We start from the raw sequence: 19,702 nt of genomic DNA on the forward strand, positions 1-19,702 counted from the left end.
TGACGCAGCATGAACAAGAACATCCGCCGTTCCATCGTCATAGCCGCCGGCGTCACCGGCGCGTGGGCGCTCGGCTCCGCCGCCGCGAGCGCGGACGAACTGCCGGCGTCGTCCGTGTCCGCTCCCGACGCGAGCGTCGGCGTGACCGACGCCGTCGGCGCGGTGACCGGCACCGTCGACGCCGCCGTCGGGAACGTGACGAACGACGTGCACGACACGGTGTCCGCCGTCACCGGCGGCACCGCCGTCGACGACGTGACCTCCTCGGTCCCGGGCACCGTCGCCCAGGCGCGGGCGACGGCCGGCGGCCACGTCGCACAGGCCGTAAGCACCGCCACCGCGGCGAAGACGACCGCGACCACGCAGGCACAGCACACGGCGAGGACCGCCCAGGGCGCGGCGACGACCGCCGACCACGCCCGCCGCTACGTCGAGGCCGAGGTCCCCGCCGCCACCCACCTCTCCCACGTCGGGACCGCCACCGCGCGGCACACCGCGGACACGGCGCGGCAGACCGTCGCCGACGCCGGCACCCCGCAGGGCGAGATCGACTACCTCTTCGGCCCGCTCTCGGCGTTCGCGCCGGAGGTGGAGGAGGCGCTCGCCGGGGCGCAGAGCAAGCTCGCCGCCGTCCAGCGCACCGCCGCCGGCGTGCCCTCGGCCGCCCGGACCGGGGTCCGGCAGACCGTCGCCACGGCGGAGCGGACGGCCGGGAACACGGCGGCCGGCGCCACGGGCACGGCGGCGCGGACGGCGACCGGAGCTCCCGCACAGGTCGGCGGCGCCGTCGGCACCGCCACCGGCATCGCGATCCCGGTGGTGGACGAGACGGCCGCCTCGGCGCTGCCGCCCGTCGCCGCGACCGCCGTCCAGGGCGTCACTCCGGTGGCGCAGCACGCGGTCGGCCATGTCGCGCCGCTGGCGCACGGGGCCGTGGGGGGCGCGACCACGCTGGCCCACGGTGCGGTGGACGGCGTGACGGCGGTGGCGTACGGCGCCGCGGCCGACGCGACGGGGCTCGCGCACGATGTCGCGGGTGAGGCGGGCGGCCTGGCGTACGGCGTCGTGGGTGACGCGCAGCCGGTCGTGCACGGAGCCGTCGGCCAGGTCGTCGGCGACGCGGCCGGCTCGGTGCTGCCGCCCGTGGCCCAGGCCGCGGTGCACGGTGTCGTCCCGGTCGCCGGCCAGGCCGTCGTGGACGCGGGCACGCTCGCGCACGGTGTGGTCGGTGACGTCCAGCCGTTCGCGGGCGGTGTCGTGGGGGCCGCGGGCGGGTTCGCGCACGGCGTCACGGGCCAGGTCGCCCCGTTCGCGCAGGGTGTCGTCACCGGCGACGTGCCGGCCTTCGCCGGGGGAGTGGCCGGCGCGGCGCAGCCCGTCGTGGACTTCGTGCAGCCCGTGGCGGACGGGGTCGCGGGCAGCGCCACCGGGCTGGCGTACGGCGTCACGGGCGACGTGCGGCCGTTCGCGGACGGCGTGGTCGGCCAGGTCGACCCGTTCGCGGCCGGTGTCGTCGCACAGGCCGGTCCGTTCGCGCAGGACCTGACCGGTACCGCCGCGGCGACCGGCGGCCCGTTGGCCGGCCACGCCGTCGACGGCGTCCGGGGCGTGGCCGAGTCCGTCGCCCCGAGCTACCTGCCCGGCGCTTCGTACGGCACGTACGGGGCCTGAGGCACCCCCGTCGTACGACCCGCCCGCGGCGAGGGCGGTCGTACGGCACCCGATCGACTCCGCGGGGCCGACGGACCCGGACGGCCGAAACCCGTCGGACCGTCCGACCGGAACCCCGCGGATGGGCAGAGCGGTCCCCATTGGGGTGGGGACCGCCCTGCCTGAGCCCTTCGGGGCTGTTCAAGGGGCCTCACCGGGTCAACCCCAACCCGGTGAGGCCCTGCTCATGCGGCACGCGGTGCCAGCGAGTGAGGCATCATGTGACAGGTATCACCGCTCAGGTGTGACCCGCGATTTAGGGACCCGCCGCCAGCGGCGATAACCTGCGAGACGGACATGCCGCGCGCTCGGACACCGTGTGCGCCACCCTTGTGACAGCGGACGTCACGTTGCCCTTCGCGGCACGCCCACGCATCCAACGAACCGCGAGATCACTGATAGGGACGGAAGCGCGTGGACCTGTTCGAGTACCAGGCGAGGGACCTCTTCGCCAAGCACGATGTACCGGTGCTGGCCGGTGAAGTCATCGACACGCCTGAGGCGGCCCGCGCAGCCACTGAGCGTCTCGGTGGCAAGTCCGTCGTCAAGGCCCAGGTGAAGGTCGGCGGACGTGGCAAGGCCGGTGGCGTGAAGCTCGCCGCCACCCCGGACGAGGCCGTCGCGCGTGCGACGGACATCCTCGGCATGGACATCAAGGGCCACACGGTCCACAAGGTGATGATCGCCGAGACCGCTCCGGAGATCCTGGAGGAGTACTACGTCTCCTTCCTCCTGGACCGCACCAACCGCACCTTCCTCTCCATCGCGTCCGTCGAGGGCGGCATGGAGATCGAGGAGGTGGCGGCCACTCGCCCCGACGCCGTCGCCAAGACGCCGATCGACGCCAACGAGGGTGTCACCCCGGAGAAGGCCCGCGAGATCGTCGCGGCCGCGAAGTTCCCGGCCGACGTCGCCGACAAGGTCGCCGACGTGCTGGTGACGCTGTGGAAGACCTTCGTCGCCGAGGACGCGCTCCTCGTCGAGGTCAACCCGCTGGCGAAGGTCGCCTCCGGCGACGTCATCGCCCTGGACGGCAAGGTCTCCCTGGACGAGAACGCCGAGTTCCGTCAGCCGGAGCACGAGGCGCTGGTCGACCACGCGTCGGCCAACCCGCTCGAGGCCGCCGCCAAGGAGAAGAACCTCAACTACGTCAAGCTCGACGGCGAGGTCGGCATCATCGGCAACGGCGCGGGTCTCGTCATGAGCACCCTGGACGTCGTCGCGTACGCCGGTGAGAACCACGGTGGCGTCAAGCCCGCCAACTTCCTCGACATCGGCGGTGGCGCCTCCGCCGCGGTCATGGCGAACGGCCTGGAGATCATCCTCGGCGACCCGGACGTCAAGTCCGTCTTCGTCAACGTCTTCGGTGGCATCACCGCCTGTGACGAGGTCGCCAACGGCATCGTCCAGGCGCTCCAGCTGCTCAAGGACAAGGGCGAGGAAGTCACCAAGCCGCTGGTCGTGCGTCTCGACGGCAACAACGCCGAGCTGGGTCGCAAGATCCTGTCGGACGCCAACCACCCGCTCGTGCAGCGTGTGGACACCATGGACGGCGCGGCCGACAAGGCCGCCGAGCTGGCCGCGGCCAAGTAAGGGACGAGGGAACACCACAGCCATGGCTATCTTCCTCAACAAGGACAGCAAGGTCATCGTCCAGGGCATGACCGGTGCCACGGGCATGAAGCACACCAAGCTCATGCTGGCCGACGGCACGAACATCGTCGGTGGCGTCAACCCGCGCAAGGCGGGCACGTCCGTCGACATCGACGGCCACGAGATCCCCGTCTTCGGCTCGGTCGCCGAGGCCATGGAGAAGACCGGCGCCAACGTGTCCGTCCTCTTCGTGCCGCCGGCCTTCGCCAAGGCCGCCGTCGTCGAGGCCATCGACGCGGAGATCCCGCTCGCGGTCGTCATCACCGAGGGCATCGCCGTCCACGACTCCGCCGCCTTCTGGGCGTACGCGAAGTCGAAGGGCAACAAGACCCGCATCATCGGCCCGAACTGCCCCGGTCTCATCACCCCGGGCCAGTCCAACGCCGGCATCATCCCGGGCGACATCACCAAGCCGGGCCGCATCGGTCTGGTCTCGAAGTCCGGCACGCTGACGTACCAGATGATGTACGAGCTCCGTGACATCGGCTTCTCGTCCGCCGTCGGCATCGGTGGCGACCCGATCATCGGCACCACGCACATCGACGCGCTCGCCGCGTTCGAGGCCGACCCCGACACCGACCTGATCGTCATGATCGGTGAGATCGGCGGCGACGCCGAGGAGCGTGCGGCCGACTTCATCAAGGCCAACGTGACCAAGCCGGTCGTCGGCTACGTCGCCGGCTTCACCGCGCCCGAGGGCAAGACGATGGGCCACGCCGGCGCCATCGTCTCCGGCTCCTCCGGTACGGCCGCCGCGAAGAAGGAGGCCCTCGAGGCCGCCGGCGTCAAGGTCGGCAAGACGCCGACCGAGACGGCGAAGCTCGCGCGCGAGATCCTCGCGGGCTGAGCCCAGCAGCACCACGCGGGTGGGCCCGCACCCCTTGAGGGGGTGCGGGCCCACCCGTATGTCCGGACGCCCCGCCGGCAACCTCGTACGGGGTGTCAGCGGTCGTCCGGCACGAGCCGTTCCGGACCGTTCACCGTCTCCGACTTCAGCTTGGCGCGCAGCCGCAGCTGCTCGTCCGACAGCGGGCCCGGAGCGGAGCGGGGCGGCAGGCCGTGGACGGTCTCGCCGGGCGCGAGCGGGGCCTCGTAGTGGTCCGGGGCCGTCCGCAGCGTCAGCGTCGTCGCGCCGATGAGCAGCACCGTGAACGCGATGGCGGCCCGGGTCCAGCGCTCGGCGCGGCGCTCGCCGCCCCAGCGGACCGTGCGCGGCTTGGCGGCGCGCAGCCGCTCCGTGCTCGCCAGCTCGGCGAGCCGCCGGTGGAGCACGTCCGGCACCGCCAGGTCGGGCAGCCGTGTCGCGAGAGACTCGCGCGCGTGCAGCAGCCGGTTGGCCGCGGCGGGCGTGCTCGCCTCCGTCTCGGCCGCCGTCTCCGGCAGGTCGAGCCCTACGCCGTCGTAGAGCAACAACGTGCGCCGGTGCACGGGCGGCAGCGTCAGCAGGGCGTCCAGGAGCGCGCGGTCGGCCGCGTCGGCGGGCGGCGGCTCCGGCTGCCGGTGGCGGGGGCGCAGCCGGTGCCAGGGGGAGAGGGCGTACTCGTGCGCCGTCGCCCGCACCCACCCGGCGGGGTCCCGGTCCATGGCCACCTCGGGCCAGTTGTGCCAGGCCTGCTGGAAGGCACGCTCCACGGACTCGCGTGCCAGTTCACGCCGCCCGGTGAGCAGATACGTCTGCCGTACGAGGGCGGGGGCGCAGAACGCGTAGAGCGCGTCGAAGGCCTGAGCGGGCGTCAGCCCGTCCGCGGGGAGCGGGCCCGGGGCGGTCCCGGGCAGGGGTGCCGGCCGCGGGGAGCCCGCGGCGTAGCCGCCCGGACCGGTGGCGGCGCCCACCAAGGCGGGCGCGGACTGCTCCTGACGGGTGGTCACCCCGGCCTCGGAGGAAGCCGGTTCGGTGAGCAGTTTCGCGTACGTCTCCCGTTTGCGGCCGCGTGGCGTCGTACGGCCGGACTCCCACGAGCGCACCGTCTCGCGGGTGACGCCCACTTTCGTGGCGACCTCGGCCTGGGTCAGCGACTTGGCCTCGCGCAGGCGGCGGCGCTCCTTGGGGCCGGGCAGGGGGGTCTGAGGACTCCGCGTCACGAGGCGCCCTTTCGTACGAAAAAGTACATAGATGCATATTGAGCGACACATCCGGGGTTCGCCTGTTACGACGGGAAAGCGCGTGTCGTTGGGAGCATGGCGGGCGTGACCCACATGACCGACCGCAGGCCGCCGCTGCCGATTCTGCTCGTCCGGCTGCGCGACCGATCACCCGGACTGGGCTCCGGCCTCCTCGGCGGCGCCGTCGCGGCGGGCCTCGGGCTCGGCTCCTCCGCCGTCCTCGTCATGGCCCTGTGGATCAGCTCCCCGTACCCGGACAGCGGGCCGGGCGGGGCCCTGCACGTCGCGGCGTCCCTGTGGCTCCTCGCCCACGGCGTCGAGCTGATCCGCACCGACACCCTCTCCGGTCTGCCCATGCCGGTCGGAGTGACACCGCTGCTCCTTCCGGCGCTGCCCCTGTGGCTGGTGCACCGGGCGGCCAGGGACGCGGCCGAGGGGGTGCGGGCGGCTCCCGCCACGGCATGGGCCGGTGTCGTCGCCGGTTACCTGTCCGTCGGCACGGCCGCCGCCCTCTACGCCTCGGGCGGCGCGCTGCGGCCCTCCTGGGGGTGGGTCGTGGTGTGCCTGCCGCCGCTCGCCGCGCTCGCCGCGGGGGCGGGGGTCTGGACGGCGTACGGGCGCCCCCGGGGCCCGCTGCCGCCCTGGGCGTCGCGGGTCCCGCGACGCCTGCCGGCCCGTCCGGCCGCAGCCGTACGCCGTCTCGTCGCCGTCGGCGAACGGCTCCTCGGCGGCGAGGACCGGTTCCTCGGCGGTGCGCTGCGGGCCGCCGCGGCCGGGACGGCGGTGCTCGTCGGGGGCGGGGCCCTGCTCGTCGCGGTGTCACTGGCGTGGCACGGGGGAGTGGCAAGGGACTCGTTCCTCCAGCTCACGGACGTGTGGTCGGGCCGTCTCGCCGTCCTGCTGCTCTGTCTCGCGCTGGTCCCGAACGCGGCGGTCTGGGGAGCGGCCTACGGACTCGGCCCCGGAGTCGTCCTGGGTACCGGGCATGTCGCCGGGCCGCTGTCCGTGGCCGCGGCGGGGCCACGCGCCTCGACCGACCTGCTGCCCGCCTTTCCGCTGCTGGCGGCCGTGCCGGGCGAGAAGGGGCCGTTCGGCTGGGCGACCGGGGTGCTGCCCGTCGCCGCCGGGGCGACGGTCGCCTGGTTCGTGGTCGGTGTCGCGGCACCGCCGGACGGAGCGGCGCAGGAGGCCTGGTCCCGTAAGCGGACGGCGGGTGCCGCGCTGCTGGCCGCCGGATGGTGCGGCGGCGTGTTCGGCCTGCTCGCCGCGCTGGCCGGAGGGCCGCTCGGGGTGGCCGCGCTGACCGACTTCGGGCCCGTGTGGTGGCAGGTCGGGCCCGCGGCGGCGCTGTGGGCGGCGGCCGTCGGCGTGCCCGTGGCGGTGGGGCTGCGGGGGCGGCGGGTGCGGCGTGGGCCGCGGGCGGCTGCCGGTGGCTCCGCGGCGGCCGGGAAGTTCCTGCGGCGCCGTCCGGCCTTCTCCCCCTTCCGGCTGCCGTGGGGATCGCGGCCGTACGGACCGTCGCGCCCGCGGCCGCGGGACGACCTGGGCGAGCCTGCGGCCGGAGCGTCCGCCGGCGGGGCAGCGGCTGCCGGCCGCGCCGACGACTTCGAACCGTACGACTTCCTGCCCGTGGACACCCCCGGGTCCCTGTGGGACGAGGATCCCGCGGACGTCACGGGGTCCATCCGGCACGAGCCCGCCGCGGACGCCGAGGGATTCCCCTGGCACGAGGAGGCGTCCCGCGAGGCCCGCTGGGCGGCCCTGCGCGAGGCCGCGAGACTTCCGGATCCGGCCGTCCGCGAGGCCGCGGAGCGTCCGGAGCCGTCGGGGCCGGACGCGCGTGACTCCGTGGAGCCCCGGGACCGTGCCCCGGGCGACGCGGAGAGGCCCTCGGAGTCCCGGGACCCGGCTCCGCGGGACACCACGGGCCTCACGGACCCCCGGTACCTGCTCTCGCGCGACGCCGCGAGGCCCTCGGACCCCAGGGACCCGGCTCCGCGCGAGGACCGTGAGCCTCGGGACCCGGGCCCGCGTGACGCAGTGGGGTCCACGCACACGGGGGACGCGGAGCTGCGTGACGTCACCGGGCCGCCTGAGCCCCGGGACCCGGCGTGAGGGCGTGGAGCCCGCGAACATGTGGGACGCGGACGGGCGGGACGTCGCCGGCCGCCGGACCGCCGGACCGCCGGACCTCCGGGTGAGGTCGCGGAGGCCGATGGAGCCCCGGGACGCCGGGACCCAGGAACCCCGGGAGGCAGGGACGCCGGGACCCCGGAGCGCCGGGACCCGGCGTGAGGGCGTGGAGCCCATGGGCACGTGGCACGCGGACCTGCGTGACGTCGCCGGGCCGCCCCGAGCTCCCGGACCCGGCGCGAGGCCGGGGAGCCCCGGTACCGCCCGCGGGGCGTGCGTGACCGACGGGTTGCCGCCGGACCCGGTCGGACCGGACCGGCCGCGTGGCGAGCGGACGGGCCCACGCGGTGGGCCGGAGGTCAGCCGCTCGTGCCGAGGACGCCCCGGAGCTCCTTGGGCAGGAGGTCGTTGCAGGACTGCTTCGCCGCGTTCGTGAGCGCGTCGTTCGTGCAGGAGTAGTAGTCGCTGTACACGAGGTGCGCGGTGAACGTCGCGGCGACCATCACGATGGCGAGCGACGCGGTGACGATCCCGCTCACCGCGGCCGTCCTCTGCGGCCGCCCGCCCGCCTCGGGCGCGGGCGCGGGAGCGTCCGGGTCCGGGGTGCGGGGCTTGGCGCGCAGGGAGCTGCCGCCCCAGTACAGGGCGAGCGCACCGAGCAGCAGCGCCACGTACGGCCAGCTGAAGAGGGCGAAGAAGAACGCCCACATGCCGCACAGCAGCGCGTACCGTGCACGGCGCTGGGCCGGGTCGGTCGGGTCCCAGCGCATACCGGTGCCGGGACCGCCGCCGGGGCCCTCAGGGCCGCCCTGCCCCTGCGGGGCACCGGGCCGGTCGCCGAAGCCGCCGCCGGACGAGGGACCGGGCTGACGGTCGCTCCACTGGCTGCCCCACGGCGTGTACCCGCCGTCGGGCTGTCCGGAGTTGCCGTTCTCCTCGGTGTCGCCGCCGTTCGTCGGGCGCCGCGGCTGCCACGGCCGGTCGGGCGTGCCCTCCGGCGGCGGGGCGAACGGGTTGTCGTCCGAGGGCGGGGGAGGACCGTCGGGGCCGCCGTCGCCCGAGGAGCCGTTCCCGCCGGCTCGGCCGTGGCCGCCCGAGGAGCCCTGCCCACCCGCCGGCGCCTCCCCGTCCGACCGGGGCGGGGTGGGCGAAGGGCGCCGCTCGCGCAGCAGCAGCGGAGGGAGTCGGAGACTGCGGTCCGGCATCAGGTGTGCGTCTTCCCCTTGGTGGTTCTGGCGGGCGGCGTGTCCGCACGACGTCGTGCTCGCGACGCGCGCCCCGAGCGTTCTGCCCCGGACTCGCGCCCCGGATGTCCTGCAGGGCCCGCGCCCCGGTTTCCGGGGCCCGCGCCGCGGGTGTTCCCGGGACCCGTGTCCCGGGCGTTCGTGTCCGTCCCTGGTCAACGTCCCGCGCGCACGGGGCGTTCCCCGCGCGGGACGGTGTTCCGGGACGGATCCTTGCCGGACGTTCCCGGGTGGATCCTCCCCAGACGCTACCTTCCGGCCACGCCCCCGTCCCGTGGGGGCCGTCCGGTGTGCCGGTATCGTTGCTGACGGTCGGCCGCTTCGTAGACTTCCCCGTATCCGGGAGCGCGATGCATTCGTACGACCGTACAAACGCTTCCCCGAGAAAGGGCCCCGCCGTGGCCAAGGCCAAGCGCCTCGTCGTGCTGGTCTCCGGATCAGGTACGAACCTGCAGGCACTGCTCGACGCCGTCGCGGACGCGGGCACCGAGGGCTACGGCGCCGAGATCGTGGCCGTGGGCGCCGACCGGGAGGGCATCGAGGGGCTCGCGCGCGCCGAACGGGCCGGGTTGCCGACCTTCGTCTGCAAGGTCAAGGACTACGACACCCGCGAGGAGTGGGACGCGGCGCTCGCCGGGGCGACCGCCGCGTACGAGCCCGATCTCGTCGTCTCCGCCGGGTTCATGAAGATCGTGGGGAAGGAATTCCTCGCCAGGTTCGGGGGGCGGTTCGTCAACACGCATCCCGCCCTGCTGCCCAGTTTCCCGGGAGCCCACGGCGTGCGCGACGCGCTCGCGTACGGCGCGCGGGTCACCGGATGCACCGTCCACTTCGTCGACGACGGCGTCGACACCGGGCCGATCATCGCGCAGGGCGTGGTGGAGGTCCGGGACGAGGACGACGAGAGCGCTCTGCACGAGCGCATCAAGGAAGTCGAGCGCAGGCTGCTCGTCGATGTCGTGGGGCGGCTCGCCCGCAACGGCTATCGCATTGAGGGACGAAAGGTAGTTATCCAGTGACCGCCGACAGCACAGTCACGGCCGAGAACACCGAGGGCACCAAGCGGGTCATCCGGCGCGCGCTCGTCAGCGTCTACGACAAGACCGGGCTCGAGGAGCTCGCGCGCGGGCTGCACGAAGCCGGTGTCGAGCTGGTGTCCACCGGCTCCACCGCCGCGAAGATCGCCGCGGCCGGCGTCCCCGTCACCAAGGTCGAGGAGCTGACCGGCTTCCCCGAGTGCCTGGACGGCCGCGTCAAGACTCTGCACCCGAAGGTCCACGCGGGCATCCTGGCCGACCTGCGGCTGCCCGACCACCAGCGGCAGCTGGCGGAGCTGGGCGTCGAGCCGTTCGACCTCGTCGTCGTCAACCTCTACCCGTTCCGCGAGACCGTCGCCTCCGGCGCGACGCCCGACGAGTGCGTCGAGCAGATCGACATCGGCGGCCCCTCGATGGTCCGCGCCGCCGCCAAGAACCACCCGTCGGTCGCCGTCGTGACCAGCCCGGGCCGGTACGGCGACGTCCTCTCCGCCGTCAAGGACGGTGGCTTCGACCTGCGCACCCGCAAGCGGCTGGCCGCGGAGGCCTTCCAGCACACCGCCGCGTACGACGTCGCCGTCGCCTCCTGGTTCGCGGACGACTACGCGGCCGTCGACGAGAGCGGCTTCCCCGACTTCCTGGGCGCGACCTACGAGCGCAAGAACACCCTCCGCTACGGCGAGAACCCGCACCAGGGTGCCGCGCTGTACGTCGACGGCACGGGCGGCCTCGCCGAGGCCGAGCAGCTGCACGGCAAGGAGATGTCGTACAACAACTACACGGACACGGACGCCGCGCGCCGTGCCGCGTACGACCACACCGACCCGTGCGTCGCGATCATCAAGCACGCCAACCCGTGCGGCATCGCGGTCGCCTCGAACGTCGCGGAGGCGCACCGCAAGGCGCACGCCTGCGACCCGCTGTCCGCGTTCGGCGGTGTGATCGCCGTCAACCGGCCGGTGACGAAGGAGATGGCCGAGCAGGTCGCCGAGATCTTCACCGAGGTCATCGTCGCGCCCGAGTACGAGGACGGCGCCCTCGAAGCCCTCACCAAGAAGAAGAACATCCGCGTGCTGCGCGCCCACCGGGCTCCCGCGAACCCGGTCGAGGTCAAGCAGATCGACGGCGGCGCGCTGCTCCAGGTCACCGACCGCCTCCAGGCCGACGGTGACAACCCGGCGAGCTGGACCCTCGCGACCGGCGAGGCGCTCGGCCAGGGCGAGCTCGACGAGCTGGCCTTCGCCTGGCGTGCCTGCCGCGCGGTGAAGTCCAACGCGATCCTGCTCGCCAAGGACGGCGCCTCCGTCGGTGTCGGCATGGGCCAGGTCAACCGCGTCGACTCGGCGAAGCTCGCGGTGGAGCGGGCCGGCGCCGAGCGCGCCCGCGGCTCGTACGCCGCCTCCGACGCGTTCTTCCCGTTCCCCGACGGTCTGGAGATCCTGGCCGAGGCGGGCGTCAAGGCCGTGGTCCAGCCCGGCGGTTCGGTCCGTGACGAGCTGGTCGTGGAGGCCGCGAAGAAGGCGGGCATCACGATGTACTTCACGGGCACGCGTCACTTCTTCCACTGACGGACGCCCGGGCGCGGCAGCAGCGACGGCCGCGCCCGGCGGCGACACCACGGCCTCCGGCCTCCCCCCTCGGGAGCCGGAGGCCGTGCCCGTCGCCGGGGTGCCCCGGAAGTCCCAGGGGCACTTCCTTCCCGGCGGGCTGCACTCATCGAGGCAGTCAGCAACGCGGTCGGCGTAGGCACTGACCTTCGGGGGAACTCCGCCCGCGTCGTGCACGGCGCGGCCACGGGATTCAGGGTCGGCAGAAGCACCAGGGCCGTGTCGCCCCCTTGCGCGGGTGAGACACGGCCCTTGGAGCGGATGGCGTGAACTGTTCAGTGCTGCGAACTCGACGCCTGCGCCGAGGTGTTCAGTAGCGCGGGCGGGCGAACCAGGCGGTGCCGCTCGAGACGACGGGAGCGGCCGTGATGATGGCGGCGAAGACCACCCAGATCAGCGGGAAGATGACGGCGGAGGCCATGCCCGAGTCGAGACCGACGAAGAGCATGATCAGACCGACGATCCCGCCGAGCGCGCCGTAGATGACGGTGGTGATGCGGACGCCCTGGCCGCCCCGGCCGAACTTCACGCCGAGCGTGATGGACAGGGCAGCGAGGCCCGCGGCGATCAGCGCGATGAGCACGAGGACGCCGGTGGCGATGTCGGCGCCGTCGCTGAAGCTGCTGAACACGTCGTCGTTCGACGAGCTGTAGCTGTCCGCCTTGTTCGAGACGTCGTTGGCGATGGCGGCCACGTAGAACCAGCCGAGCGCCGCGAGGATCTGCACCGCGGAGATGATGAACAGGAAGACGCGGGCCGTGACCAGCAGGCCCGGCATCGTCTGCGGAAGCATCTGGTTCGTGCCCGGGTAGCCGGGGTACGCCGGCTGCTGCGGGTATCCGTAGCCCTGCGGGGGTACGCCGGGAGCCTGGGGGTAGCCGTAGCCGGGAGCGGCCGGAGGCTGCTGGGGAGGCTGCCCGTAGGGGTTGTTCGGGTCGCCGAAACTCATGGCGGTTGTTCCTCCGTTGCCTGGTGCGGGGACGACGCGGGGCACGGTCGGAGGAATTTTCTACAGAGCGGTCCGTCCCCCCGGTACTGCCCGCGGCACTGTGCTGCTCATGGTTCTTTAAGCCCCTCTTACTTGTCCAGCCACATTCCCTATGTGTTGTGCAAGTGCAACATCAGTGATCATGGCGGGACATTGTCCCGGCCGTCGTCGGCGGGCCGCCGGGTGCCCGGATTGGAACCATGACCGGGTCATCCGCGAGGATGGAGTCATGACCGCCCAGATTCTCGATGGCAAGGCCACCGCAGCCGCGATCAAGTCCGATCTGACCGCCCGCGTGGCGGCCCTGAAGGAGAAGGGCGTCACGCCCGGCCTCGGGACGATCCTGGTCGGGGACGACCCCGGCAGCCAGAAGTACGTCGCGGGCAAGCACCGCGACTGCGCCCAGGTCGGCATCGCCTCCATCCAGCGCGAGCTGCCCGCGACCGCCACGCAGGAGGAGATCGAGGCGGTGGTGCGGGAACTGAACGAGGACCCCGCCTGCACCGGCTACATCGTCCAGTTGCCGCTGCCCAAGGGCATCGACGAGAACCGCATCCTGGAGCTGATGGACCCGGACAAGGACGCGGACGGCCTGCACCCGATGAACCTCGGCCGTCTCGTGCTGAACGAGCCGGCCCCACTGCCCTGCACCCCCAACGGCGTGCTGACCCTGCTGCGCCGGTACGGCGTGGAGATCAAGGGCGCGGAGGTCGTGGTCGTCGGCCGCGGCGTGACCATCGGGCGCCCCATGCCGCTGCTGCTGACCCGGCGCAGCGAGAACGCCACGGTCACCCAGTGCCACACCGGCACCCGCGACCTGTCCGCGCACCTCAAGCGCGCCGACATCATCGTCGCCGCGGCGGGCTCCGCGCACCTCATCAGGGCCGAGGACGTGAAGCCGGGCGCGGCCGTCCTCGACGTCGGTGTCTCGCGCAGCGCCGAAGGCAAGATCGTCGGCGACGTGCACCCGGACGTCGCCGAGGTCGCGGCGTGGATCTCCCCGAACCCGGGCGGCGTCGGCCCGATGACCCGCGCCCAGCTGCTCGTCAACGTGGTGGAGGCGGCGGAGCGCAGTGTCGGCTGAGCGAGGCTCCGAGGACAGTGAGGCGCGCGGCGCGCGGAGCGCCGGCGCCGACTCGGCCGTCGAGGACGCCGAGGAGACCGTGCGGGACGCCATCAGCGCGCCCGACGCCGAGGGCAGGCCGCGGCGGACCACTCGGCGCTTCCCGCTGTTCACCCGGGACACCGCGCGCCCCGAGGGCGGCGGACGGGCCGCGCCCGGGGACGCCCCCGCGCCCGCCCGGCAGTGGCCGATCCTCGCCGTGCTGTCGGCCGTCGGTCTCGGACTGCTGCTGACCGCGCTCGACGTGTTCCGCTTCGGCACGATCCTGATCGGCGCCGCGCTGCTGGCCGGCGCCGTGATGCGCTGGATGCTGCCCGACGTGGGCATGCTCGCGGTCCGCTCCCGCTTCACCGACATGGTCACGTACGGCGTGCTGGGTGTCGCGATCGTGCTGCTCGCGATGATGGCGCAGCCGAGCCCGTGGCTGGTGATCCCGTTCCTGGACGACACGCTGCACTTCACGGTGCGCTGAGTCCGGGGTCCGCGTACGACGGTGGCCCGCGCCTCCCCCGGAGGGTGCGGGCCACCGTGCTTTCGGGGCGGTCGTCAGCAGTTGATGTACATCATCTGCACCTTGTAGAACGACTTGCCGCCGGGGGCGTAGAGCCTGACCGGCGAGGAGTCCCCCTTTGGGCCCGCCCAGTCGCTGTCGACGTGGCCGCCGCCGTTCAGCAGGCCGCGCACGAACGGGCACCGGCCGTCGGACTTGGTGTCGTGGACCGTCCCGGTGACCTTCGTGTTGAGGTTGCACCACTTGCCGTTGGCGTAGCCCTGGGCGCTGGAGACGGACCAGTTCTGGGTGCAGGAGTCGGCCATCGGCGCCTTGGGCGCGGCCGTCGCCGCCGGGGCGAGGGCGAGGCCGCCGCCCAGCAGGGCCACCGTGGCCAGGCCGACGGCGAGGCGTCCGCGGGTGCTTGTGCGGGCGGCCGGGGAGGTGCTCCTGGACTTGCTTGCGGACGTTGCAGATGTTGCGGGCGTGCTCGCGGAAGTGCTCATGGGTTCCGATTCCCCTTCTCGGATACGGGGCCGGTGGTCGGGCCGGTCCCGCGTTGTGTGGTGCGGGGCCGGTGGTCGAGCCGGTCCCGTGTGGTGCGGGGCCGGTGGTCGGTCCCGCGTTGTGTGGTGCGGGGCCGGTGGTCGGGCCGGTCCCGTGTGGTGCGGGGCCGGTGGTCGGGCCGGTCCCGTGTGGTGCGGGGCCGGTGGTCGGGCCCCTGTCGTGGTCACCGAACGTACGGGCCTTCCCGTGGCGTCCGCGTCCCGCGACGGTTTGAACTCCCGCACCACCAAACGCGGTAGGCCCGCGGTTCCTGCAACTTCCGCGGTACCGCGAAAGGTTGACGCCGGGGCCGGGGAAGCGGCGCTACGCTGCGCCGATGCGCTTCCGGCCGCCCCGCCCGTTCGCCGTCGACACGCTGATCGCGCTCGCCATGGTCTGCGTGGCCGTGCTGCTCGGGCAGGAGTCGGCGAAGCAGGGCTGGCCGGCACTCGACGGGCCGGCCTACGCGCTGGTCGTCCTCGCGCATCTGCCCGTCGCCTTCCGTGGCCGGGCGCCGCTCGTCGTCTTCGGCACGGTCGAGGCGGTGACCTTCGGCTACGTCACCTTGGGCTACTGGCCCGTCGTGTGCACCTTCGGCCCGATGCTCGCCCTCTACACCGTGGCGTCGGTGCGGCAGGCCCGTACCACCGCCCTCTGCGCCGGGCTGCTCGTCATCGAGGCGTTCGCCCGGCAGGCGGGGGCCGCCCCGGACGCCGCGCCGCCGCCGGACCTGGCCGCGTTGACCTCGCGCGAGCTGGAGGTCCTGAAGCTCGTCGCGGGCGGTCTGTCCAACCTGGAGATCGCCGACCGCCTCTACATCAGCGAGGCGACCGTCAAGACCCATCTCAACCGCACGATGACCAAGCTCGGCCTGGACAGCAGGGCGCAGGCGGTCGTCGTCGCCTATGAGACCGGGCTGGTCACGCCCCGGGGCTGAGTGCGGCGGGGTGCGTACGACAGCGCCTGGGGCCGGGGTGGGTACGAGAGCGGCCCGTCCTCTCCCCCGAGTAAGGACGGGCCGCGGCCGGGCGGGTGTTCCGCCCTGGGTCAACCCTTGTGCACCGCCGACGGGCTCTTCAACACCTGGCAGTTCGCTGTGGCACGGAAGTGACCATTCCGGTACGGAGTCCGCGTTGAGCCCCTGGAACCGCGGCCCGGCGGCGGGTGTCGTCCGGTTCTCGCTCCGGCTCGCCGCTCCTGCTCCGTCCCGCCGTCCGCGGTGCTGCCGTCGCTGACGGGGGAGCCGAGTGCTTCCGTGGCCCCTGAGGTCGCTCTTGTGTTCCCGTTGTGTCGATGTCTTGACAAGTTGGAGGATGTGCACCGATCCACGGCAACAGCCGGGATAACGTGGGCAATCCGGGCGGTTGGGGCGTCCTGGTGGGAGCAGGGGGTTCGGCCGGTCGTACAAGATGCCGGTGGGACACTGGACCGCGGTCCGGCGGGCGTGCAACGGTGCATGCCCCGGTTCGATGCTCCCGTGCGCCCCCATCCCGGGAACTGAGATCCTGACCGGGCGCATCCCTGTGGGTAGCCAGAACGGGGACTCGGCTCAGGCGCCGTGCGCAGGGGGAACAGTCGTGCATGTACGGGGGGAAAGAGGGGGGAAGCAATGCCTCGTTGGAGGGCCTTGCCGGATGAACTCGATCCGCAGGTCAAGGAGTTCGCCAGTCAGCTGCGCCGGCTCGTGGACCGGAGCGGTCTGAGCGTCGCCGCTGTGGCCGACCGTACGGGCTACAGCAAGACGTCCTGGGAGCGATACCTCAACGGACGGCTTCTCGCGCCCAAGGGTGCGATCGTCGCGCTCGCCGAGGTGACCGGGACGAATCCCGTCCATCTGACGACCATGTGGGAGCTGGCCGAGCGTGCGTGGAGCCGCTCGGAGATGCGTCACGACATGACCATGGAGGCGATCCGGATCTCCCAGGCGCGTGCCGCGCTCGGTGAGTTCGGGCCGGGGCCGGGGTCGCCTCCGGGCAAGGGGGGGAACGGGCGGCAGGCCACGCGCAAGGGCGGCAGTGCGACCGTGACGCCCGGGGTTGCCGGGCCTGCGGGGGTGTCGCCCACGGTGCCGTCGTCCGGGTCGTCCGGGTCGTCCGGGTCGTCGGGGTCTTCTGTGTCCTCCGTGCCGGTGCAGCCGACCGGGCCGGACGCGGGTGAGTCGTCCTCGTACGGGAGTGGTGCGCGGGGCGGCAGTTGGGGAGTCGTTCCCTCGCCGTCGGATCCGGTGGGGCGGTACGGCCCCTCGGCGTCGGCCGGACCGGCCCGCCCCGGTGGACCGGCGGGGCCGGGCGGGGGGCCGGGCGGGCCTCAGGACGCACGGCCCGGGGGAGCGCGCCGTGCGGCGGCGGACGGGGCGCGGCGCAAGCGGCGGCTGACGATGTTCCTCGCGGGGGTCGTGGGGGCGCTCGTGGTGGTCGCTGTGGCCGTGTTCCTCACCAGTGGGGACGACAAGAAGGAGGCGGGCGGTACGCCGAAGCCGCCCGCGACCTCCGCGGCCGCCAATCCCGATCTGCCGGCCGGGGTCAAGTGCAGTGGCGCCGAGTGCACCGGCAAGGACCCGGAGAACATGGGCTGCGGCGGTGAACTGGCCCGGACGACGTCCAGCGCGACGGTCGGTACGGCGCTGGTCGAGGTGCGCTACAGCAAGACCTGCGGTGCTGCCTGGGCCCGCATCACTCAGGCCGCGGCCGGTGACCAGGTGGACGTGTCCTCGGGCGGCGCGGCGAAGCAGACCGGGTCGGTCCAGGCGGACACGGACGCCTACACGCCGATGGTGGCGGTGAAGGACGCCGGCGACGCGAAGGCGTGCGCGACGCTGAAGTCCGGGCAGAAGGGCTGCACGAAGTAGCGGTTGCTGCCGTGGGCGTTGCGCTGTCTGTCCGGTGGGCGTTGCGCGGTCGGTCTGGTGGGCGTTGCGCGGTCGGTCTGGTGGGCGTTGCGCCGCCGCTCCGGTGGTGGGTCGGGTCCGTGCCGGTGATCCGCCCGTTGCAGCCCTCGTGCGGGGCGGTACTGGTAGGACCTCGGTGGGTGCGTGGCGCCGTCCGCAACGGGCATTTGATTCACCGGCACGGCCCCTTCCGTGAGATAGCGGCTGCGGGTGCGTTCATCGCGGGTTCCCGCCCGCCGCTGAGGCTGGGGTCACCGTTCGGCCCGTCTGGTGCCCTCTCCAGCCGGTCCGGCGGCAGCTCCCGGGCGGTCGTCGAGGCCCCAAGCGGTCGTAGGAGGCTGGCTCCCGGCCCGTCCGATCCCCTCTCCAGCCCGTCCGGCGGCAGCTCCCGGGTGGTCGTCGAGGCTCCGGGCGGTCGTCCGAGGACGGCTCCCGTCCGGTCCTCTCTGCAGCCTGTCCGGCGGCAGCTCCCAGGCCGTCCGGCGCCGGCTCCTGTCCCGTCCCGCCTGGGAGCGGAGGGCGCACCTTTCAGCCCGTCCGACGTTTGAGGACGAGGCCGTTCAGGCCGATCGGGCTGAGTTCCGGGTGGCTTGCAAGATGGGGTGGGCCTTCCATGCCCGTCCGGAATGAGGGCGGAGAGCACCCCCCGACTCGGCCGGCACCTTTCAGCCCGTCCGGCGTTTGAGGACGAGGCCGTTCAGGCCGATCCGGGCCAGTTCCGGGTGACGCGCTGACCGGGGTGTCCGCGAGGCCTTTGGAGTCGGGGGCAACCCCCTGGCCCGTCCGGCGCTTGAGGGCGAGGCCGGTCGCGGCCGGGGCGTGCAGAGGGCGCGGGAACGCGAGGGGCATGGTCCGGAGGGATCGGGGCAGGCGTTCCGTACCCCACGGGATCCGGCGCCGTCCGGGAGGGGCAACCCTCCCGGACACCGCCCCGGTGACCCCGGTGGCGGCCGCCGCGCCCCCTCTCCCGGACCGGCGGCCGCCACCGCTCGGGCGGTCTGTGGGGTGGGCCACACGAACCCGGACGTCCGGGGTGCCGGCGGCGCGATAGCCTGACGGGCGGATCTCTCTTGACGCCGAGAGATCGATCATCGGAACCCTTGATCGATCATTGCGGCGGTTGCCAGGGACGATCCTGCACCCGGGGCAGGGACGCCCCACCGCCAGCTGTCATACGGAGAACGCCATGACCCGCACTCCCGTGAACGTCACCGTCACCGGCGCGGCCGGCCAGATCGGTTACGCCCTGCTCTTCCGCATCGCCTCCGGCCAGCTGCTCGGCGCGGACGTGCCGGTCAAGCTGCGCCTCCTGGAGATCACGCCGGCGCTGAAGGCCGCCGAGGGCACCGCCATGGAGCTCGACGACTGCGCCTTCCCGCTCCTTCAGGGCATCGACATCACGGACGACCCGAACGTCGCCTTCGACGGCACCAACGTCGGTCTGCTCGTCGGCGCCCGCCCGCGTACCAAGGGCATGGAGCGCGGTGACCTCCTGGAGGCCAACGGCGGCATCTTCAAGCCGCAGGGCAAGGCCATCAACGACCACGCCGCGGACGACGTCAAGATCCTGGTCGTCGGCAACCCGGCGAACACCAACGCGCTCATCGCGCAGGCCGCCGCCCCGGACGTACCGGCCGAGCGCTTCACGGCCATGACCCGCCTCGACCACAACCGCGCGCTGACCCAGCTCGCGAAGAAGACGGGCAGCACGGTCGCCGACATCAAGCGTCTGACCATCTGGGGCAACCACTCCGCCACCCAGTACCCCGACATCTTCCACGCCACGGTCGCCGGCAAGAACGCCGCCGAGGTCGTGGGCGACGAGAAGTGGCTGGCCGAGGACTTCATCCCGACCGTCGCCAAGCGCGGTGCCGCGATCATCGAGGCCCGTGGCGCGTCCTCCGCCGCCTCGGCCGCCAACGCCGCCATCGACCACGTGTACACGTGGGTCAACGGCACCGCGGACGGCGACTGGACCTCCATGGGTATCCCGTCGGACGGTTCCTACGGCGTGCCGGAGGGTCTCATCTCCTCCTTCCCCGTCACCACCAAGGACGGCCAGTACGAGATCGTCCAGGGCCTGGACGTCAACGAGTTCTCCCGCGCCCGTATCGACGCGTCGGTGAAGGAGCTGGAGGAGGAGCGCGAGGCCGTTCGCGCCCTCGGCCTCATCTGAGCCAC

15 protein-coding genes are annotated in these 19,702 nt (G+C 73.2%); 11 read left to right on the forward strand and 4 right to left on the reverse strand.

The features are described from left to right. Positions 1-9: 9 nt before the first annotated feature. The 3 genes from ABEB03_RS31695 to sucD all read left to right on the forward strand — a co-directional run bounded on the left by ABEB03_RS31695 (position 10) and on the right by sucD (position 4,210). Positions 10-1,671: a hypothetical protein gene (locus ABEB03_RS31695; protein WP_345656274.1), complete on the forward strand. Its 1,662-nt coding sequence runs from the start codon at positions 10-12 to the stop codon at positions 1,669-1,671. 453 nt (positions 1,672-2,124) lie between these two features. Further along, the gene (gene sucC, locus ABEB03_RS31700) at positions 2,125-3,303 is read left to right on the forward strand and encodes an ADP-forming succinate--CoA ligase subunit beta (protein ID WP_345656275.1); all 1,179 of its coding nucleotides are present in this window, start codon (positions 2,125-2,127) and stop codon (positions 3,301-3,303) included. A 22-nt stretch (positions 3,304-3,325) separates the two neighbouring features. Further along, positions 3,326-4,210: a succinate--CoA ligase subunit alpha gene (gene sucD, locus ABEB03_RS31705; RefSeq protein WP_028805502.1), complete on the forward strand. Its 885-nt coding sequence runs from the start codon at positions 3,326-3,328 to the stop codon at positions 4,208-4,210. Positions 4,211-4,305: 95 nt separating this feature from the next. Here sucD and ABEB03_RS31710 read toward each other — a convergent pair whose 3' ends face one another. Further along, on the reverse strand, positions 4,306-5,445 hold the full coding sequence (locus tag ABEB03_RS31710) for a helix-turn-helix domain-containing protein (protein WP_345656276.1): 1,140 nt from the start codon (positions 5,443-5,445) through the stop codon (positions 4,306-4,308). A 96-nt stretch (positions 5,446-5,541) separates the two neighbouring features. On the opposite strand from ABEB03_RS31710, the gene ABEB03_RS31715 reads away from it, so the two are divergent. Further along, on the forward strand, positions 5,542-7,581 hold the full coding sequence (locus ABEB03_RS31715) for a cell division protein PerM (protein ID WP_345656277.1): 2,040 nt from the start codon (positions 5,542-5,544) through the stop codon (positions 7,579-7,581). Between the two features lie 377 nt (positions 7,582-7,958). Here the strand turns inward: ABEB03_RS31715 and ABEB03_RS31720 are convergent, their stop codons facing one another. After that, positions 7,959-8,804 (reverse strand): hypothetical protein, encoded by an 846-nt coding sequence (locus ABEB03_RS31720; RefSeq protein WP_345656278.1) that lies wholly within the window; start codon positions 8,802-8,804, stop codon positions 7,959-7,961. Between the two features lie 389 nt (positions 8,805-9,193). Between ABEB03_RS31720 and purN the strand changes: the two genes are divergently transcribed. Continuing rightward, the gene (purN, locus tag ABEB03_RS31725; RefSeq protein ID WP_095936308.1) at positions 9,194-9,862 is read left to right on the forward strand and encodes a phosphoribosylglycinamide formyltransferase; all 669 of its coding nucleotides are present in this window, start codon (positions 9,194-9,196) and stop codon (positions 9,860-9,862) included. Then, positions 9,859-11,448, forward strand: coding sequence for a bifunctional phosphoribosylaminoimidazolecarboxamide formyltransferase/IMP cyclohydrolase (gene purH, locus ABEB03_RS31730; RefSeq protein WP_345656279.1), 1,590 nt, complete (start codon positions 9,859-9,861; stop codon positions 11,446-11,448). Before purN ends, purH begins: the two co-directional genes overlap by 4 nt. Positions 11,449-11,797: 349 nt before the next feature. Here the strand turns inward: purH and ABEB03_RS31735 are convergent, their stop codons facing one another. Next, complete coding sequence (locus ABEB03_RS31735) at positions 11,798-12,436, reverse strand: hypothetical protein (RefSeq protein ID WP_345656280.1); 639 nt, start codon at positions 12,434-12,436, stop codon at positions 11,798-11,800. A 268-nt stretch (positions 12,437-12,704) separates the two neighbouring features. On the opposite strand from ABEB03_RS31735, the gene ABEB03_RS31740 reads away from it, so the two are divergent. Then, the gene (locus tag ABEB03_RS31740; protein WP_028805509.1) at positions 12,705-13,559 is read left to right on the forward strand and encodes a bifunctional methylenetetrahydrofolate dehydrogenase/methenyltetrahydrofolate cyclohydrolase; all 855 of its coding nucleotides are present in this window, start codon (positions 12,705-12,707) and stop codon (positions 13,557-13,559) included. After that, positions 13,549-14,070 carry a DUF3017 domain-containing protein gene (locus ABEB03_RS31745; RefSeq protein ID WP_425589327.1) on the forward strand — a complete coding sequence of 174 codons (522 nt, stop codon included), beginning with the start codon at positions 13,549-13,551 and terminating at the stop codon, positions 14,068-14,070. Before ABEB03_RS31740 ends, ABEB03_RS31745 begins: the two co-directional genes overlap by 11 nt. Positions 14,071-14,144: 74 nt before the next feature. Here ABEB03_RS31745 and ABEB03_RS31750 read toward each other — a convergent pair whose 3' ends face one another. Then, positions 14,145-14,594: a hypothetical protein gene (locus ABEB03_RS31750; protein ID WP_345656281.1), complete on the reverse strand. Its 450-nt coding sequence runs from the start codon at positions 14,592-14,594 to the stop codon at positions 14,145-14,147. A gap of 377 nt (positions 14,595-14,971) precedes the next feature. Here ABEB03_RS31750 and ABEB03_RS31755 point away from each other — a divergent pair, with 377 nt between their 5' ends. The 3 genes from ABEB03_RS31755 (at position 14,972) to ABEB03_RS31765 (ending at position 19,697) form a co-directional block, all read left to right on the forward strand. Next, positions 14,972-15,571: a helix-turn-helix domain-containing protein gene (locus ABEB03_RS31755; RefSeq protein ID WP_345656282.1), complete on the forward strand. Its 600-nt coding sequence runs from the start codon at positions 14,972-14,974 to the stop codon at positions 15,569-15,571. 672 nt (positions 15,572-16,243) lie between these two features. Continuing rightward, positions 16,244-17,482: a helix-turn-helix domain-containing protein gene (locus tag ABEB03_RS31760; RefSeq protein WP_345656283.1), complete on the forward strand. Its 1,239-nt coding sequence runs from the start codon at positions 16,244-16,246 to the stop codon at positions 17,480-17,482. 1,225 nt (positions 17,483-18,707) lie between these two features. Then, positions 18,708-19,697, forward strand: a complete 990-nt coding sequence (locus ABEB03_RS31765) for a malate dehydrogenase (RefSeq protein ID WP_345656284.1) — start codon at positions 18,708-18,710, stop codon at positions 19,695-19,697. The last annotated feature ends 5 nt before the right edge of the window (positions 19,698-19,702 follow it).

This window comes from Streptomyces siamensis, assembly GCF_039543605.1.
Taxonomy (GTDB): Bacteria; Actinomycetota; Actinomycetes; order Streptomycetales; family Streptomycetaceae; genus Streptomyces; species Streptomyces siamensis.

Excerpts from the sequence above, each read along its gene's own strand:
- ABEB03_RS31695 (WP_345656274.1), top strand. The coding sequence starts at position 10 with ATGAACAAGAACATCCGCCGTTCCATCGTCATAGCCGCCGGCGTCACC.
- sucD (WP_028805502.1), top strand. The coding sequence starts at position 3,326 with ATGGCTATCTTCCTCAACAAGGACAGCAAGGTCATCGTCCAGGGCATG.
- ABEB03_RS31715 (WP_345656277.1), top strand. The coding sequence starts at position 5,542 with ATGGCGGGCGTGACCCACATGACCGACCGCAGGCCGCCGCTGCCGATT.
- ABEB03_RS31720 (WP_345656278.1), bottom strand. The coding sequence starts at position 8,804 with ATGCCGGACCGCAGTCTCCGACTCCCTCCGCTGCTGCTGCGCGAGCGG.
- purN (WP_095936308.1), top strand. The coding sequence starts at position 9,194 with ATGCATTCGTACGACCGTACAAACGCTTCCCCGAGAAAGGGCCCCGCC.
- ABEB03_RS31735 (WP_345656280.1), bottom strand. The coding sequence starts at position 12,436 with ATGAGTTTCGGCGACCCGAACAACCCCTACGGGCAGCCTCCCCAGCAG.
- ABEB03_RS31740 (WP_028805509.1), top strand. The coding sequence starts at position 12,705 with ATGACCGCCCAGATTCTCGATGGCAAGGCCACCGCAGCCGCGATCAAG.
- ABEB03_RS31750 (WP_345656281.1), bottom strand. The coding sequence starts at position 14,594 with ATGAGCACTTCCGCGAGCACGCCCGCAACATCTGCAACGTCCGCAAGC.
- ABEB03_RS31755 (WP_345656282.1), top strand. The coding sequence starts at position 14,972 with ATGCGCTTCCGGCCGCCCCGCCCGTTCGCCGTCGACACGCTGATCGCG.
- ABEB03_RS31760 (WP_345656283.1), top strand. The coding sequence starts at position 16,244 with ATGCCTCGTTGGAGGGCCTTGCCGGATGAACTCGATCCGCAGGTCAAG.
- ABEB03_RS31765 (WP_345656284.1), top strand. The coding sequence starts at position 18,708 with ATGACCCGCACTCCCGTGAACGTCACCGTCACCGGCGCGGCCGGCCAG.